17 protein-coding genes are annotated in these 16947 nt (G+C 65.8%); 5 read left to right on the forward strand and 12 right to left on the reverse strand.

Annotation, left to right across the window (positions count from 1 at the left end; genetic code table 11):
• Positions 1–130: 130 nt before the first annotated feature.
• Together HV681_RS23060 and HV681_RS23065 are read right to left on the reverse strand one after the other, a co-directional pair.
• A complete protein-coding gene (locus HV681_RS23060; protein ID WP_175125186.1) occupies positions 131–871 on the reverse strand; it encodes an aldolase in 741 nt (246 codons plus the stop codon).
• Positions 872–901: 30 nt separating this feature from the next.
• Positions 902–1612 carry a haloacid dehalogenase type II gene (locus tag HV681_RS23065; protein ID WP_175125187.1) on the reverse strand — a complete coding sequence of 237 codons (711 nt, stop codon included), beginning with the start codon at positions 1610–1612 and terminating at the stop codon, positions 902–904.
• Between the two features lie 151 nt (positions 1613–1763).
• Between HV681_RS23065 and HV681_RS23070 the strand changes: the two genes are divergently transcribed.
• Positions 1764–2633: a LysR substrate-binding domain-containing protein gene (locus HV681_RS23070; RefSeq protein ID WP_175125188.1), complete on the forward strand. Its 870-nt coding sequence runs from the start codon at positions 1764–1766 to the stop codon at positions 2631–2633.
• Between the two features lie 24 nt (positions 2634–2657).
• Here the strand turns inward: HV681_RS23070 and HV681_RS23075 are convergent, their stop codons facing one another.
• The gene (locus tag HV681_RS23075; RefSeq protein ID WP_175125189.1) at positions 2658–3062 is read right to left on the reverse strand and encodes a YchJ family protein; all 405 of its coding nucleotides are present in this window, start codon (positions 3060–3062) and stop codon (positions 2658–2660) included.
• Between the two features lie 37 nt (positions 3063–3099).
• Positions 3100–3372, reverse strand: coding sequence for a GNAT family N-acetyltransferase (locus HV681_RS23080; protein WP_175125190.1), 273 nt, complete (start codon positions 3370–3372; stop codon positions 3100–3102).
• Positions 3373–3567: 195 nt separating this feature from the next.
• On the opposite strand from HV681_RS23080, the gene HV681_RS23085 reads away from it, so the two are divergent.
• Positions 3568–3765 (forward strand): hypothetical protein, encoded by a 198-nt coding sequence (locus tag HV681_RS23085; protein WP_175125191.1) that lies wholly within the window; start codon positions 3568–3570, stop codon positions 3763–3765.
• 160 nt (positions 3766–3925) lie between these two features.
• Here the strand turns inward: HV681_RS23085 and HV681_RS23090 are convergent, their stop codons facing one another.
• Positions 3926–4906: a 3-hydroxyacyl-CoA dehydrogenase NAD-binding domain-containing protein gene (locus HV681_RS23090; RefSeq protein WP_437340398.1), complete on the reverse strand. Its 981-nt coding sequence runs from the start codon at positions 4904–4906 to the stop codon at positions 3926–3928.
• Between the two features lie 214 nt (positions 4907–5120).
• On the opposite strand from HV681_RS23090, the gene HV681_RS23095 reads away from it, so the two are divergent.
• Positions 5121–5747 (forward strand): hypothetical protein, encoded by a 627-nt coding sequence (locus tag HV681_RS23095; RefSeq protein WP_175125192.1) that lies wholly within the window; start codon positions 5121–5123, stop codon positions 5745–5747.
• Between the two features lie 20 nt (positions 5748–5767).
• Here HV681_RS23095 and HV681_RS23100 read toward each other — a convergent pair whose 3' ends face one another.
• Positions 5768–7165: an MFS transporter gene (locus HV681_RS23100; protein WP_175125193.1), complete on the reverse strand. Its 1398-nt coding sequence runs from the start codon at positions 7163–7165 to the stop codon at positions 5768–5770.
• Between the two features lie 118 nt (positions 7166–7283).
• On the opposite strand from HV681_RS23100, the gene HV681_RS23105 reads away from it, so the two are divergent.
• Both HV681_RS23105 and HV681_RS23110 read left to right on the forward strand, forming a co-directional pair.
• A complete protein-coding gene (locus HV681_RS23105) occupies positions 7284–8153 on the forward strand; it encodes a LysR family transcriptional regulator (protein ID WP_175125194.1) in 870 nt (289 codons plus the stop codon).
• Between the two features lie 84 nt (positions 8154–8237).
• Positions 8238–9653 (forward strand): amidase family protein, encoded by a 1416-nt coding sequence (locus HV681_RS23110; protein WP_175125195.1) that lies wholly within the window; start codon positions 8238–8240, stop codon positions 9651–9653.
• Positions 9654–9793: 140 nt separating this feature from the next.
• Here HV681_RS23110 and HV681_RS23115 read toward each other — a convergent pair whose 3' ends face one another.
• From HV681_RS23115 to leuS, 6 genes are all read right to left on the reverse strand, one after another.
• Positions 9794–10579, reverse strand: coding sequence for a 2-keto-4-pentenoate hydratase (locus HV681_RS23115; RefSeq protein WP_175125196.1), 786 nt, complete (start codon positions 10577–10579; stop codon positions 9794–9796).
• Between the two features lie 4 nt (positions 10580–10583).
• Positions 10584–10964 carry a hypothetical protein gene (locus tag HV681_RS23120; protein ID WP_175125197.1) on the reverse strand — a complete coding sequence of 127 codons (381 nt, stop codon included), beginning with the start codon at positions 10962–10964 and terminating at the stop codon, positions 10584–10586.
• Between the two features lie 135 nt (positions 10965–11099).
• Positions 11100–12380: a glutamate-5-semialdehyde dehydrogenase gene (locus HV681_RS23125; RefSeq protein WP_175125198.1), complete on the reverse strand. Its 1281-nt coding sequence runs from the start codon at positions 12378–12380 to the stop codon at positions 11100–11102.
• A gap of 130 nt (positions 12381–12510) precedes the next feature.
• Positions 12511–13566 carry a DNA polymerase III subunit delta gene (gene holA, locus HV681_RS23130; protein WP_175125199.1) on the reverse strand — a complete coding sequence of 352 codons (1056 nt, stop codon included), beginning with the start codon at positions 13564–13566 and terminating at the stop codon, positions 12511–12513.
• A 3-nt stretch (positions 13567–13569) separates the two neighbouring features.
• On the reverse strand, positions 13570–14229 hold the full coding sequence (locus HV681_RS23135; RefSeq protein WP_175125200.1) for an LPS-assembly lipoprotein LptE: 660 nt from the start codon (positions 14227–14229) through the stop codon (positions 13570–13572).
• Positions 14230–14240: 11 nt separating this feature from the next.
• Entirely contained in the window at positions 14241–16898 is a 2658-nt protein-coding gene (gene leuS, locus HV681_RS23140) for a leucine--tRNA ligase (RefSeq protein WP_175125201.1), read from the reverse strand.
• Between the last annotated feature and the right edge of the window lie 49 nt (positions 16899–16947).

Raw genomic sequence — 16947 nt, forward strand, 5'->3', positions numbered from 1 at the left:
CTAATACGTCGGCGCGGGGCGCGGCTATGCGCTGCTGGCCTCAAAACATCCTTGGTATATCGCTTTAATTAAGAAACCCCTCGCGGCTGGCGCCGCGAGGGGTTTTTGTTTGGGTTCGATGTTTTCGAGGTTAGGGCAGCTGGCGGCGCAGGGCTTCGAAGAACAGCTCGGACTGCAGGCGTTCGCTTTGGATCTGTGCGGCGACCTTCGCTGCGATTTCCGCGTTGACGGGTTCGAGCGGACGCCCGGTGGATTGTGCGAGGACTTGCGCGGTACAGGCGCGTTCGAGGAAGAAGAGGTCGTCGTACGCGTAATCGAGTCGTTCCCCGCAGACGACGACGCCATGATTGCCCAAAAAGACGATGTCGGCGCCCTGCATGGCGTGGGCGATGCGTTCGCCTTCGGTCACGTCCAACGCGAGTCCGTTGTATTCCGCGTCGATGGCAAGCCGGCCATGGAAGCGCATGGCGTTTTGGGACAGGGTGGTGTCCAAGCCGCGATCGGAAGTAAGGGTGAGCGCGGTGGCGTAGGGCATGTGGGTGTGCAGCACACAGGCCTTGCCGGCGATGCGATGGATCGCGGCGTGGATGAACATGGCTGTCGGTTCAACCTCGTGCCGGCCGGCGAGTTTGTTGCCATACGCGTCGACGAGCACGATGTCTTCCGCCTGGACCTCGTTCCACATCAGGCCTCGAGGGTTGAGAAGGAAATGATCGGGGTCGCCGGGCAACGCGACGCTGAAGTGGTTGCAGACGCCTTCGCCCAAGCCGTGAGCTGCCGCCGCACGTAGTGCCAGCGCCAGATCCGTGCGCAAGGCGGTTACGGGATCGGCATGGAAGAGAGCGTCGGCGAAACCGGGTTCCTGGTTCATGGCAACCTTCAAAAAAAGATGAGAGGGGGATCAGAGCCAGCCGGCGTCGCGGAACAGGTCAGGCACACGATCCAGAGTTGCTACGGTAGCTTCAGGGCGGTAGTCAGGCAAGGGCTTGCGGCCGGTGCCGCGGTCGATCCAGATGCATCGGAAGCCGATGTCCCGGGCCGCGACGAGGTCCAGGTGCGGGCTGGCGCAGATGTGCACGACGTCTGCTGGGGTGACTCCCAGCGCTTGATGGGCGTGGGCGAAGATGGCGCGTGACGGCTTGTAGGCGTGGGCCTGCTCGGCCGTGATGACGCGGTCGATATGGCCGCCCAGTTGGGCGACGTTGCCGGCGATGATGTCGTCGTCCGTGTTGGAAATGATGCAAAGGCGGAAACCGGCTTGCTTGAGCTTGGCGAGCGTGTCGACGACTTCAGGAAACGGTGGCATGCGGGAGATGCTGCTCGTGAGCATCGTTGCGTCTTCGGGCCGGTACGGAAGGCCAAAATGCGCCAGGGTGAGCCGCAATGATTCGCGGGTTACGTCAGCGAAGTTGCGGTAGGGCGGGGTGCGCTCGAGGCGGTGCTCGTGATCGTCGTATTCATGCAGGAACTGCGCAGCGGAGGGCCGTGGTGTGGACCCGGGGTGGGCCTCGAGGATCTTTTCCACTGCGGCCTGCAGGCCTTCGTCCCATTGAATGAGCGTGCCGTAGCAGTCAAAGGTGAGCCATTGGGGTCGAGTGTGATCGAGGGGCATGTCGGTTCCTTCAGCGAGGGTGGAATCTACAGCGTAAGATTCTGGTGGCGCAGTTGTGAAATTAATAAAAATCGTACACTCAGTTGATTGCTAAATAAGCCTGTCCTGTGTGAAGGTCATGGCGGGCGCTGTCCAATACGAGTTGAACCGGATGCTGGATCTTGAACTATTGAAGACGCTGGTCTGCGTCGTGGACGAAGGCAGTTTCACCCGTGCCGCCAGCCGGGTGCATCGCACGCAATCGACCGTCAGTCAGCAGGTGCGCAAGCTTGAGCAGAGCGTGGGCAAGACGTTGCTGCTTCGCGACCGTGCCGGCGGCAATGTGTCGGCAACCGAGGACGGCGAGCTGATGTTGACCTATGCGCGACGCTTGCTGGCGATCGCAGGGGAGGCGGAGCACGTGTTGTCGGCGCCGCGGACCGCGCGGGTGATACGGCTGGGTGTGCCGGAGGACTTCGATGTGTCGCGGTTGACAGTGCTGCTGGCGGAATTTGCCGCGCGCCACGCGCAGGTGCGGTTGGAAACGCTTAGCGGCATGAGCACAGATCTTCGCGCCGGGCTGGCGTCCGGCGAGCTGGAGCTGGCGCTGGTCAAGCGGGAGCCTGGCGATGGTCCTTGCCTTGCGGCATGGCCGGAACGCCTGGTGTGGGTGGGCGGTCGACAGCGCAATGAGAAGGCAGCGGTGGTGCCGTTGGTCCTATTTCCGCAGGGATGTGTCTATCGCAAGCGGATGATCTATGCGCTGGAAAGCGCCGGGCAGCCGTGGCATATCGCGTACCACAGCCATAGTCTGGCCGGCGTGCAGGCAGCGGTCGCGGCGGGGTTGGGGATCAGTCTGTTGCCGACCTCGGCGCGGCTGGAGACGCACGTTGAACTGGCCGCTGCAGACGGATTTGCCGATGTGCCGCCCACCGAGCTGGCGATCGTGGGCGACGCGCGCGGGCTTGGCGCCGTCGGGATCGATCTGCTGGATGCGCTGAAGCAGGCCATTGACGGGGACTTGGCACCGTACGCGCCTTAACGCTGGCAATTGGCTGCGCTGGGATCAGCGCACGTCGCCGTCGAGGTAGAACCATTGTCCGTTCTCGCGCACGAAGCGGCTGGTCTCGTGCATGCGGCTGGCGCGGCCGTCCAGGCGGCTTCTGGCTACGAATTCGACGGTGGCGTGTTCGGCGTCCTGGTCGGCTGCGGCCTTGATCTGCAGGCCAAGCCATTTCAAACCGGGCGAATTGGACTCGAGTGACGCGGGGCGCGTGGTGGGATGCCAAGTGGCCAGCAGGTAGGGCAGCTTGTCCAGCACGAAGGCGCTGTATCGCGAGCGCATGAGGGCTTCGGCAGTGGGGGCTTGAAGCGATTGCGGGCCGTCGTGCCAGCGGCCGCAGCAGTCGGCGTAGGAACGAGGACTGCCGCAGGGGCAAGGCGCTTTGGTGTGACTTGGTTGCTTCGGCACGGCGGGGAGTTGAAGTGAGTTGTCTTGCGAGAGAGGATTACGCCAACAGGTCAGTGTATTCGGGATGTCGGCGGATGTAGGCGTCGGCGTAGGAGCAGTAGGGGCGGACCTTCCAGCCGTTTTCGCGCGCGGTGAGCAGTGCCTGGCGGGTCAGTTCGGCGGCGATGCCGCGGCCGCCGACCGCACTGGGCACGCCCGTGTGCGTGATGGCCATGGCGCCGTTTTCGAGCTGATAGTCCAGGACGCAGATTACGCCGTCGACGGTGGCGGTGAAGCGGGAACGGTCGGTGTCGTGAATTACGGAAATCATTCGAGAAAACTCCTTCGTTGGTGACGAAGACGGTCGGATAGAGAACGCATTTCTTGCCGAGAGCAGGTTCCTGTCTCACGACGGGGCACCCTTCTCACGATCAGGCACTTAAAAGCGGAGCAAGTTTCGGACCTGCGCAAAGCGTCGCCGGTGGAGAGGCGTTGCCAATAGCGTCGCCGGTGGAAAACCTTGCCGGTGGAAAACCTTGCCGTTGGAAAAGCGTGCCGTTGGAAAAGCGTGCCGGTGGAAGAGCGTGCCGGTGGAAAAGCGTGCCGTTGGAAAAGCGTGCCGGTGGAAAAGCGTGCCGGTGGAAAAGCGTGTTGGTGCAAAAGCGTGCCGGTGGAAAAGCATGCCGGCGCAAAGGCGCGCCAGCCCATTGCGCATGACGTTTGAGCAAGATTTTCCAATATCGGCTTCATACATAAACCGCGGTGCACCCTCGGTCGCCCCGCCACGCGGCGCTTGGATTGGCTTTGGCTGCGGACGTTCGATGTCGACTCCCAAGATGTTAGCGCCGCCGAACTGAACGCCCCGGCGTCCCTTTCCGAGGGTCTCACCGGCGCAACACTTTGATCAACGCAGTGAGTTGCGCGTCGCGGGCTTCGACGAGGTCTGCGATGCTTTGGTGGCCGGCCTCGGCGTTGACGCCTTCTATCAGGCGTTGTTGCAGTGCTGGCGTGACCTCGGGGGTGCCGAGGTCATCCCACCAGGTCTGCACGGGGCCTAGCAAGTGATGCATGAAGTGGGCGAGGCCGCCTTCGCCGCCGCCCAGGTTGAACGTCATGTGGGGGCCGAAAAGGGCCCAGCGCAGGCCGGGGCCTTGGGAGACGGCGGCGTCGATGTCCGCGACGCTGGCGACGTTTTCGGCGGCCAGGTGGATGGCCTCCCGCCATAGGGCGGCTTGCAGGCGGTTGGCGATGTGGCCCGGGACTTCCTTGTTCAGCCGGATGGGGTGTTTGCCCATGCTGCGGTAGAAGTCGATAGCGCGGTCTATGGTGTCGGCGGAAGTCTGATCGCCGCCGACGACTTCGACCAGCGGGATGAGGTGGGGCGGATTGAACGGGTGGCCGATCAAGAAACGCTGGGGATGGCGGCAGCGCGATTGCAGACGGCTCATGATGAGGCCGGACGAACTGGAGGCGACGATGACGTGCGGTGGCAGGATGGCGTCGATGCGGGCGAAGAGGTCGGTTTTGAAATCTTCGCGCTCGGGCGCGTTTTCCTGGACGAAGTCGACGCCAGCCAGGGCGGTTTGCAGGTCGGGGTCGAAGCGCAACGCGTCGGCGGTGGCGCCGGGGCGCACGTGGCCGAGCTCGGCCAGGACCGGCCATGCCGCCTGCACGCGGGCAAGGGTCTGGGCCTGTGCATGCGGGCCGGGATCGCTGACGACGACTTCCAGCCCGTGCGCGAGGAACAGGGCAGCCCAACTGGCGCCGATGGTGCCGGCGCCGACGATGGCGACCCGGCGGATGGGGCCGGGGCTGGAAGAAATAGAACTGGGTGGAACGGAACTGGACGAAACAGGACCGGGCAAGGCAGAGCTGGACGAAGCAGGACCGGACGAAGCAGGGCCGGACGAGGCAGAACCGGACGAAGCAGAACCGGACGAAGCAGAACTAGACGGCGCAATGCTGGACATGCAGGTCTCCTTTGTTGGGTTTGCTGCATTGTGAAGCAAAGCAAGGGCCGTTGCCACGCGGGCAGTGCGGCGGCAACATAAGGGCTTTCCGACCTCTCGGGAGCCTTGCATGAGTCCGACGCCCGCGCGCGAAACCGTTCCGTATTTCTGCCAATGGGAGTCCGCGCATCGGGCGGGCGAGATCATTCGCAAGGAGCTGGATCTGGCGCACGACCCCGCATGGCGCGATTCCGGCGCACGGGATCTGCACGAGTATGTGCGCTGGGCCAGCCATGTCTGCGGGATGGCATGTTTGAAGATGGTGCTGGCGGCGCGGACCGGGCGCGTTCATCCAACCTTGGCGCTCGCCCGCGGCAGCTTGCCGTATGGCGCCTACGTGGAGGAAGCGGACGGAAACATCAAGGGCCTGATCTATGCGCCGTTCGTGCGATATGTAGCCGACATTTTCGGTTTGCATGCGCAGGTGTGCGTCGATCTGCCCGCGTCGGACCTGCCGGGTCTGATGGCGCAGTCGGATTTCTTCATGGCGTCGGTCCACCCCTGGATTCGATGGCCCGACATGGAGCCACCGAAAAAAGGCGGACATCTGGTGCTGGTGACGCGCGCCACGCCCACGTCTGTGAGGTTTCACAACCCGTCGGGCGAGCCGGGTTCGCAAGCGGATGTGGAGCTGCCGCTGGCTGATTTCGACAAGTTTTACGCTGGGCGCGGCGTCGCGATTATGGCGGGCGGCTGAAGCAAGATACCGACGCGCGCTCAGGCGTTGCGGGCGCGGCGCAGGAAGCGCACGGTCAGCACGACGGTGATGACGTAGCTGACCGTGATCACGCTGTAGGCCGCGGGCAGGCTGGCATGCCAGTCCGGCAAGAGATGCAGGATGGTGCCCATGACTGCAACGCCGACCAACGCGCCGGATTGGCGATTGGCGTTCAAGGCTGCCGCTGCGCTGTTGGCGTGCTGGCTGCCAGAGACCTGCATGACGATGCTGGTCATCGCAGGCACCGCGATGCCAACGCCCAGGTTGGCCAGGGCGACGACAACGGCGAAGGGCCAGTAGGCGACGCCGGGTGTAAAGGTGGCGATGCCGACGGCGCTCATCAGCGCTGCGAGCGTGACGCCGCCCAGCAGCGAGGCCGACACGCTCCACCGCGACGACACGCGGCCCGAGATGAGATTGCCGATGGAGAACACCGCCAGCATCGGCACGAGTTCGATGCCCGTCTGCAACGCATCGGCGCCGCGCGCGTGTTGCAGTAACAGGCTCAGCAGGAACAACTGGCCATATGAGGCGAGGTTGATGAGAAAGCCCACGCCGTTGGCGGCGGCGAATTGACGGGTGGCGAAGAGCGCACGCGGGATGATGGGCTGGGCGTGCCGGCGTTCGCGGTGCACGAGCAGCGCCGTGGCGGAGAGGCTCAGCAGCGCCGTGGCAGCGATCGACGGGGAGGTCCAGCCATACGCGTTGCCCTGGATCAGGACGAAGCACAAGGAAGACAGCGCGACGACGCCGAGCAGGTGGCTCAAGGGGTTGAGCGCGCGGGGACGCCGCGGCGCGGTTGCGATGCGGCGGCGGGCGAGCCACAGGCCGGCCAGACCCAGCGGGATGTTGATGAGGAAGATGCTGCGCCAGCCGAACTGGTGGATGAGCGCGCCGCCAAGCAACGGTCCGGATGCGCCAGCGACGGCCACAATGGCTGACCATGCGGCCAGCATGCGGTTGCGCACATTTTCGTCGGCATAGGCGTGCGTGAGCAGGCTGAGCGAGCTGGGCATGAAGAGCGCCGCGCCAACGCCCTGCAGCATCCGCGCCGCGATCAGCATGTCGGCGTTCGGCGCCAGCCCGCAAAGCAGGGACGCGGCGGTGAACACGCCCAGCCCGGTCAGGTAGAGCGTCTTGGCGCCATAGCGGTCGGCCAGCGCGCCGGCAACCAGAAGCAACGCGGCGAAGGTCAGGGTGTAGCCGTCGACGATCCAGACGAGGTCCGTGAGCGGCACGGTGAACTGGAGCGCGATGCTGGGGATTGCGACATTGACCACCGTCACGTCGAGCATGGCCATGACGAAGCCGACGGCCAGGGTGACCAAGGGCACCCATCCCGTGGAGGAAGCGGGCGGCACGTCCATTGAAATGACGGGGCGGCAGGCGGAGGACATGGCAAGTTTCTTTCTGATGGCGCAACGCGCGGAGAGGGCAAAGCTTAGGCGGATCCTTTGATGCAAAAAAGCCGAATTACTGCTTTATAGTCATGCAGAATTGCATCAAAGGCTTGAAATGGATTGGGATAACGCACGGATATTTCTGGCGATCCACCGCGTGGGAACGCTGCGCGGCGCTGCGGCGGTTCTGCAGATCGACCAGGCCACTGCCGGCCGGCGTTTGGCGGCATTGGAAGCGTCGTTGGACGCGCGACTTTTCCTGCGCACGCCGGGCGGATACGTGCCGACAGCGGCGGGCGAGCTGGCCTTTGCCGCCGCCGAGCGCATGGAGCAGGCGGCTGACCAGCTTCAACGCCAGATGCAGGGGCTGGATCACCGACTGTCCGGCGTTGTCCGGATAGCGACTTCGGAAACGGTGGCTCGCTACTTCATCATGGAAGCCATCAAGCGGGTCCATGCCGAGCACCCGGATATCCGCGTGGTGCTGTCCACCGGCATTCAGATCAGCAATCTGACGCGCCGCGAGGCCGATCTGGCCATCCGCAACATCAAGCCCGACAACCCCGACCTGATCCATCGCCATCTGGCGCGCAAGGAGGTGGGGTTGTACGCGTCGCGGTCGTACCTGGCCGCGCATGGTGAACCCAAGCCCGGCACCGCGTTCGCGGGGCACACCTTGATCGCGTATCAGCAGGCCGTGCTGCCCGGCTGGTCGGACTCGCTATGCGGCGAGCCCACCCGCAACGGCCGCATCGGCGTCGAGGTGAATTCCGGGCTGATGATCATCGACGCGGTGGTGGCGGGACTGGGCATCGGCGAGTTGCCGACCCATATGGCGCCGGACCATCCCGAACTGGTGCGGATCTGGCCAGCCCGCAGCGAGGCCTATGACCTGTGGCTGGTGATGCATGGCGACCTGAACCGCACCGCGCGCGTGCGGGCGGTGGCGGACGCGATTGTCGACGTCTTCGAAGAGAGCAATTAGCGGCAAGCCGAGGGTTGTGGAGTGGCGAGACTGGCGCTAAGGTTTGCTGGCCCGCAGAAAAATCCACATTTTCAGGAGTCGCGCGTGTCCGATCTTTGGCGTTTGTCCGCAGTTGAGCTTGCCACCCTTGTCCGCAAGCGTGAGGTGTCCGCCGTGCAGGCTGCGCAAAGCGCGCTGCAACGGCTCGATGCCGTCAATCCCGCGATCAACGCGGTGGTGGATCACCGGCCTGAGGACGTGCTGGCGCAGGCCGCAGAGGTGGACGCGGCGCTCGCGCGCGGGGAAGATCCCGGCCTGCTGGCGGGCGTGCCCGTCACCGTGAAGGTCAACGTGGATCAGGCGGGCTTTGCCACGACCAACGGCGTGCGCCTGCAGAAGGACCTGATCGCCGAACGGAACAGTCCCGTCGTCGACAACTTGCGGCGCGCCGGTGCGGTGATCGTGGGCAGGACCAATACGCCGGCGTTTTCGCTGCGCTGGTTTACCGGCAACGCGCTGCATGGCGATACGCGCAATCCCCGTAATCCGGCGTTGACGCCCGGCGGCTCGTCGGGCGGCGCCGCGTCTGCGGTGGCGGCCGGCATCGGGCATCTGGCGCATGGCACGGACATCGCCGGTTCGATCCGTTATCCGGCATACGCGTGCGGCGTGCATGGCCTGCGCCCGTCGCTGGGCCGGGTGGCGGCGTATAACGCCGCGCTGCCGGAGCGGTCGATTGGCGGGCAGATCACGGCGGTGTCGGGTCCGTTGGGGCGCACCATTGCCGATATCCGGTTGGGGCTGGCCGCGCTGGCCGCGCCGGATCCGCGTGATCCGTGGTGGGTGCCCGCGCCGCTGACCGGCCCGGATGTGCCGAAGCGCGCCGCGCTGTGTTTGAACCCCGACGGCATGGACACCGATCCAGCCATCGTGAAGGCATTGCAGGAAGCGGCGCGGCGGCTGAGCGAGGCAGGCTGGACGGTCGATACGCTGGAAGCGATACCCCCGATGCAGGAGGCCGCTGACCTGCAGATCCGCATGTGGATGGCCGACGGCTATGACGCCATGGTGGCGGCAGCGGAAAAAGAGGGCGACCGTGGCGCGTTGGTGGCGCTGGCCGGGCAGCGCGACAAGGCGGCAAGCGCCGATCTGACAAGCTTTTCGGCAGTGTTGACGCGCCGTGCGACGCTCACGCGCCTGTGGGAGGTGTTTTTTGCCGAGTATCCGGTGCTATTGCTGCCGGTGTCGGCCGAATTGCCGTTCCCCGACAACCTCGACCTGCAGGGCGACGCGGCCTACGCGCGGGTCTGGCGCGCGCAGATGACCCAGATCGGGCTGCCGTTCATGGGCCTGCCCGGACTGTCCGTGGCCATGGGCAGCGCGATGAGCAGCGCGGGGCCCAGTCCGGTGGGTGTGCAGGTGGTGGCGGGGCGCTTCCGCGAGGACCTGTGCCTGGCAGCCGGTGAAATCATCGAGGCGGGCGGCGAGGCGGTCGGCATCGCGGAGCCGGCGCTTCGATAACAGCGTCAACGGCGACGGGCCGGGGGGCGGTGGTCGGTGACCGTGGCTTTGCTTTTGGCCGGTAGCTGTGACCCGCGACCGTCGCAGTGAATCGTGGGTTGCGCCAGGGCTGGCCCCGCCTCATCCACCGGCGTGCGTGTTCAACCGCCGAAACGCACCTTCAGCACGCCTAGGTCACCGTACGTCAGTTCGACGTCCTTCTTCGCGGGGACGTCCAGGAAGCCCGCGTACGAACCGGTGATGACATGCTGGCCGGCCGTCAGACCCAGACCTTGCTCTCGCAGGAAATTGGCCAGCCAATACAGTCCGGCTTTGGGACGATCGTTGGGGTGGATGCCGGCGTGCTGCTCGACTTCGACGCCGTCGACCTTGAGCGTGATGGTCATGCAGCCCGGCGCCGCATCGGGCGACGAGATGCGGGGGCCAAGCACCAGTCCCTGATTGAACATGTGGTCCGCCAGCAGTTCGGGCAGGCTGGCGTGTTCCGGGGACGCGTAGCGACAGCCCAGGACTTCCAGCGCCAGGCGGGCGCCGCCCACCGCGGCGTCGATCTCGGCTTCGGTGTACGGCGTGTCGCGCGGCGGCAGGTCGCGGGCAAGCTCAAATGCGATCTCGGGCTCAATGCGCACGATGTCGCTGCCGGCGGCGATGGGGCCGGCCCCGGCGTCCGCCGTGCCTGATGCGTAGATGGGCGCCACGACGGTTTTTTCCGGAGACGGCAGCGCGCTTTTCCAGGCAGCGATGCTGTCCTGGCGAGTCGCGCGCAGCAGTTCGGCCGTGCGCTGCTGCACCGCAAATGCCTGGCCCAAGGACTGCGGGCGGCATTCGGCGGGCAGGCGCGGGCCGGCGATGCCCGACTGGCGCGCGGCAATCAGGAAGCGCGCCGCATCGACGCTGCCGGGATAGTCTTCAAATTTGATCTGCATGCGTTCAGGCTCCAAGGAACAGCATGATCCACAACACGATCATGGCAATCAGACCCAGCCAGCACGAGCCCCAGAAACCGACGATCGGCCATTTCAGGGCGAGCGGGATCTTCTTGGGTTCGACGTGGGACAGCAGGTCGTTGGCGTTGCCGATCAGCCAGAAGCGCGTGCCCGGAAACATCAGGCGGAAGAAGTAATCCAGCATGATCGCGGCCTGGATCGCCAGCGGAAACTGCTTGAACGGCCGGTGCTGCAGGTACGGGTGCTTGAGCGCCGCATTGACCTGCTTGGTCTTGACGAAGAACAGCACGATGCCGCTGATCGTGCAGGTGATGAAACAGAGCACGAAAAGGCTGAAGGCCATGGCCATGACGGGTGAATGCATGGGGATCTCAACGATGCGCGGCCGGGCCGCGTGGGATGGACAAATTCAGGCAAAAAAGCTGGCCCTATTGTAGAGGGCTTGGCGCGGCCCCGTGTTCAGGGCCGCGTCAGTACGAGCGCGGGCGCGCCCGCGCTGTCAGCCGCGGGTCTGGCCTTCGCCGTTCAGCACCCACTTGAGCGTGGTCAGGCCTTCCAGGCCCACGGGGCCGCGCGCATGCAGACGGTTCGTGGAGATGCCGATCTCGGCGCCCAGGCCGTACTCGAAGCCGTCCGCAAAGCAGGTCGGAAGGTTGACGTAGACCGAGCTGGAGTCGACCTCGCGCTGAAAGCGCTGGGCCGCCGACAGGTCTTGCGTGACGATTGCGTCGGTGTGACCCGAGCCGTAGCGCGCGATGTGTTCGATGGCGTCGTCCAGCGTGTCGACGATGCGCACGGCCAGGATGGGCGCCAGGTATTCGATGGCCCAGTCTTCTTCGGTGGCGGGCGTGGCGTGGGGCAGCAGCGCCAGTGTGCGCGGGCAGCCCCGCAGTTCCACGCCGTGTTCGGTGAAGGCGGCGGCCAGGCTGGGCAGGATGGACACGGCGGCCACGGCGTCGATCAGCAGCGTCTCCATGGCGCCGCAGATGCCGTAGCGGTAGGTCTTGGCGTTCAGGGCGATGGCGTGGGCCTTGTCCGGATCCGCCGCGGCGTCGATGTAGATATGGCAGTTGCCGTCCAGGTGTTTGATGAGCGGCACGCGCGCCTCTTGGGACAGGCGGGCGATGAGGCCCTTGCCGCCGCGCGGCACGATCACGTCGATGTGTTCGGTCATGGTGATGAGCGCGCCCACGGCCGCGCGGTCGGCGGTGGCGACGACCTGCACCGCATCCTGCGGCAGGCCGGCGGCGGCCAGGCCCGTTTGCACGATGCGGCCGAGCGCCACGTTGGAGTGCAGGGCCTCGCTGCCGCCGCGCAGGATGGCGGCGTTGCCGGACTTCAGGCACAGGGCAGCGGCGTCGATGGTGACGTTGGGGCGCGATTCGTAAATGATGCCGATCACGCCTAACGGCACGCGCATCTGGGCGACGCGCATGCCGTTGGGCCGGACGGTGGTGGCGGTGATGCTGCCGATCGGATCGGGCAGGGCAGCGATCTGGCGCAGGCCTTCTGCCATGTGCGCCAGCGTCTTGTCCGACAGCGTCAGACGGTCCAGCAGCGCGGGTTCCAGCCCATTGGCGCGGGCAGCGGCCACGTCTTTTTCGTTGGCGGCTTTCAGTTCGTCGTGGCTGGCGGCCAGGGCGTCGGCCATGGCAATCAGCGCCTGGTTTTTGGCGGCGCTGTCGGCGCGCATCATGGCGCGCGAGGCGCGGCGGGCGTTTTCGCCCAGGGTGAGCATGGCTTGTTCGATGGAGGACGAGGACATGGCGGCGTCGATCATGTGATGGGGCGGCGCGGGCGCCGCCTGGAGATTCAGTGTATATCCGGCTGTCGGGCCGGGCGAGATCCGGTCTGGGGGCCGGGTGTGGGAGCGCAAGGGGGACGAGGCGAAGGCGGCGGCGAGGCCGCCTTCACGGTCGTCCGCCGGCGGCGGCCACGCGCAGGGCCAGCCGGGTCATTTCTTCCCAGGGATCCGAGAGGCGGCCGGGCACCGAGAGGCCCTTGATGAGGCGGTCGACTTCGTGGGCGTGCTGCACGGCGGCGGGCCAGACGCCGGGCTGGACCCGATTCAGGGCCTGCAGCGCCAAGCGTTCGTGGGCGCCGAAGATGCGCAGGCGGCGCATGAGGCCGTTGGCATCCTGTCCCAACGCGCGCGCCTCGGCAATACGGGCAAGCAGGCGGATTTCTTCGCCGACCGCCCACAGCACCAGCGGCAGGGCTTCGCCTTCGGCGCGCAAGCCGTCGATCATGCGGATGGTGCGTCCGATGTCGCCGGCCAGCATGGCGTCGCGCAGGCCGAAGACGTCGTAGCGGGCGACGTTCAGCACGGCGCGCTCCACGTCCTCGGGGGCGAGCTGACCTTCGGGGTAGAGCAGACCGAGCTTCTGGATTTCCTGGTGGGCGGCCAGCAGATTGCCTTCGACCTTGTCCGCCATCCATTGCAGCGTGGCGTTGTCCGCGCGCTGGTTCTGGCGCGCCAAGCGCATGCCGACCCAGGCGGGCAGGCGGCCGCGTTCGATGTTGGCGATGTCGACGGCCATGCCGGCGCGCACCAGCGCTTGCATCCAGCGGCTTTCGCGGGTGGCCTTGTCCAGGCGCGGCAAGGCGATCAAGACGAGCGTATCGGCCTCGGGCTGCTTTTCGGCCTGTTCGGCAAGCTTGGTCAGCGTGTCGGCGCCGGATTTGCCCGGCTTGCCGGTGGGGATCTTGATTTCAAGGATGCGGCGGTCGCCGAACAGCGACACGCTCTGGGTGGCGGCAAGGACCGCGCTCCAGTCGCTGCGCGCGTCCATCACCATGGACAGGCGCTCGGTGTAGCCGGCGTTGCGCGCGGCAGCGCGCAACGCGTCGACGGCTTCTGTCACCAGCAGCGGTTCGTCGCCGGAGACCGTGTACAGCGGCGCCAGCCGATTGCCGGGCCGCTGCAGGTGTTCGGCCAGCCGATCCGCGTCCAGAGGCTGTGCCATGGGCTAGCGGACGTTGGTCGGGTCGGTGACGGACGGCGTCTGCCAGGGGGTGGGCACGCGCGGCCGCTGCGGTTCGTTCGGGTTGAACAGCGGCGTGTTTTCGTCGTCGCCTTCCTGCGCGGCTTCGAATGCCTTGTGCACGTCAGGCGCGGTGATGCGGCGCAGCACGCGCGAGACCAGATCGCGTTGCATGGCCTTGAACAGGGTGTCGATCTGGCCCTGCTTGGCCTGCACGACCTGATCGTCGTACGGCATTTCCCGGTAGATGGACAGCGTCGTGTCCGGGACCAGCGCGCGGCCCTGGGCGTCGATCAGGCGGAACGTGTAGTTGATGCCGAGTTCGTAGGATTCCACACGGCCCTGAGCGTTGAGCGAGACCTCGCGCAGCGTGCGCGAGTCATTGACCTGCTGGAGGATCGCCTGCGCTTCCTTGGGCGTGTCGACCAGCTTGGTGTCGGGCGAGGCCGCGCGCAGTGCGCGGCGCACGTCCGCGCCGAACTGGGTGGTATCGGGGATGCCCACGTACAGGCGTTCGAACGGCATCGGGGTCACGCCGCGCAGCGCGAAACCGCAGGCGGTGAGCAGCATGAACAGCGCCAGGCAGGCGCCGCGCAGCAGCCAGGATTGGCGGGAGAGTTGCGATTGTTGCCCGGCGAAGTACATGCTTGACCTCATCAGCCTACGACGTTGACCAGTTTGCCCGGAACCACGATGACACGCTTGGGCGGACGGCCTTCCAGGAATCGGGCGACCTCTTCCTGGCTGGCGGCCAGTTTTTCGATGTCTTCCTTGGGGGCCTTGGCGGCCACGCGGATGGAGCCGCGCAGCTTGCCGTTGACCTGGAGCATCAGTTCGATCTCGTCGGCGACGAGGGCGGCTTCGTCCACGTGCGGCCACGGCGCATCGAGCAGGTCGCCGAGTTCCTTGGCGTAGCCCAGATCCTGCCACAGGTGCCAGGTGACGTGCGGCACGACCGGGTACAGCACGCGCAGCAGGACGCCGACGGTTTCGGCATAGGCTGCGTCGGCCTCGGCGCCCTCCGGCAGCTTGGCGTCGTCGATGGCGTTCAGCATCTTCATGCAGGCGGACACGACGGTGTTGTACTGGATGCGCTGGTAGTCGTAGTCGGCCTGCTTGAGCAATCCGTAGACCTCGCGGCGCAGATCCTTGACGGCGGCGGGCGCCTGCGTCCAGTCCGTACCTTGGGCCAGGCCGCGGGCAATGGCTTCGCGATGGCCGTAGCTGATGGACCAGAGGCGGCGCAGGAAGCGGTTGGAACCTTCGACGCCGGAGTCGGACCATTCGAGGGTCTGCTCGGGCGGGCTGGCGAACATGACGAACAGGCGGGCCGTGTCGGCGCCCAGCGTGTCGATCAGGGATTGCGGATCGACGCCGTTGTTCTTGGACTTGGACATCGTGCCCACGCCGCCGTAGTTGATGGCCGAACCGTCCGACTTCAGCTTGGCGCCGACGATGGCGCCGCGATCGTCGTAGACGTTGTCGACGTCTTCAGGCCAGAAATACTCGATGCCGCCCTGGGGCGTCTTGCGCGAGTAGATGTGGTTCAGCACCATGCCCTGGCACAGCAGCTTGGTGAAGGGCTCGTCGAAGTTGAGCAGGCCCATGTCGCGCATGACCTTGGTCCAGAAGCGCGCATACAGCAGGTGCAGCACGGCGTGCTCGATGCCGCCGATGTACTGGTCCATCGGCATCCAGTAGTCATTGCGCTGGTCGACCATGGCGTTGTCGTTGCCGGGCGAGGTGTAGCGCATGAAGTACCAGGACGAGTCCACGAACGTGTCCATCGTGTCCGTTTCGCGGCGCGCGGGCTTGCCGCACTTGGGGCAGGCGCAGGACAGGAAGGCCTCGTTCTTGGCCAGCGGGTTGCCGCTGCCATCGGGGATGAGGTCGTCGGGCAGGACCACGGGCAGGTCCTTTTCCGGGACCGGCACCGGGCCGCAGTCTTCGCAGTGGATGATCGGGATCGGGGTGCCCCAGTAGCGCTGGCGCGAAATGCCCCAGTCGCGCAGGCGCCACGTGGTCTGCTTTTCGCCCAGGCCCTTTTCGCCGAGGTCGGCCGCGATGGCGTCCACGGCTTCCTTGTAGGACAGGCCGTCGTACTTGCCGGAATTGATGGTGCGGCCCGATTGCTTGTCGCCGTACCATTCCTGCCAGGCGTCGGTGGAGTAGTCCTTGCCGGGCACGTCCACGACCTGCACGATGGGCAGGTTGTATTTCTTGGCGAAGGCGAAGTCGCGCTCGTCGTGCGACGGCACGCCCATGACGGCGCCGTCGCCGTAGGTCATGAGCACGTAGTTGCCGACCCAGACTTCGACCTGCGCGCCCGTGATGGGGTGCGTGACGAACAGGCCCGTGGGCATGCCTTCTTTTTCACGCGTGGCCATTTCGGCCTCGGTGGTGCCGCCAAGCTTGCATTGTTCGATGAACGCGGCCAGCGGCGCATTGTTGGCCGCCGCGTGCGAGGCCAGCGGGTGTTCGGGCGCCACGGCGCAGAACGTCACGCCCATGATCGTGTCGGCGCGGGTGGTGAAGACGTACAGCTTGCCGTCCTGGATCAGCTGGCCGTCCTGGCCGGCGATCTGGTGCGGGAAGGCAAAGCGCAGGCCTTCGGACTTGCCGATCCAGTTTTCCTGCATCAGGCGCACGCGCTCGGGCCAGCCCGGCAGGTCGTTCTGAACGGCGCCCAGCAGTTCGTCGGCGTAATCGGTGATGCGCAGGTAGTAACCGGGGATCTCGCGCTTTTCAACGAGGGCGCCGGAACGCCAGCCGCGGCCGTCGATGACCTGTTCGTTGGCCAGCACGGTCTGGTCGACCGGATCCCAGTTGACGACCTGGGTCTTGCGGTAGGCGACGCCCTTTTCGAGCATCTTAAGGAACAGCCACTGGTTCCACTTGTAGTACTGCGGATCGCAGGCGCACATTTCGCGCGTCCAATCGATTGCCAGACCCATCGCCTTCATCTGCTTCTTCATGTAGGCGATGTTGTCGTAGGTCCACTTGGCGGGCGGCACCTTGGACTTGATGGCGGCGTTCTCCGCCGGCATGCCGAAGGCGTCCCAGCCCATGGGCATGAGCACGTTGTAGCCGCGCATGCGCAGCTGGCGGGCCATCATGTCGTTGATGGTGTAGTTGCGCACGTGGCCCATGTGCAGCTTGCCGCTGGGATAGGGCAGCATGGAGCAGGCGTAGAACTTGGGCTTTTCGGAGCCGTCGGGGTTCTTGGCGTGTTCGTGGACCAGATAGACGTCGCGGGCCTGCCAGTCTTGTTGGGCGGCCGCTTCGACGGTAGTGGGGAGGTAGCGTTCCTGCATGGGCTCGTGCGCGGTGGCAAAAAAGGGGTGAGCCGCCCCATCGCGCCGG

This window comes from Achromobacter animicus (assembly GCF_902859585.1).
GTDB classification, from domain to species: domain Bacteria; phylum Pseudomonadota; class Gammaproteobacteria; order Burkholderiales; family Burkholderiaceae_B; genus Achromobacter; species Achromobacter animicus.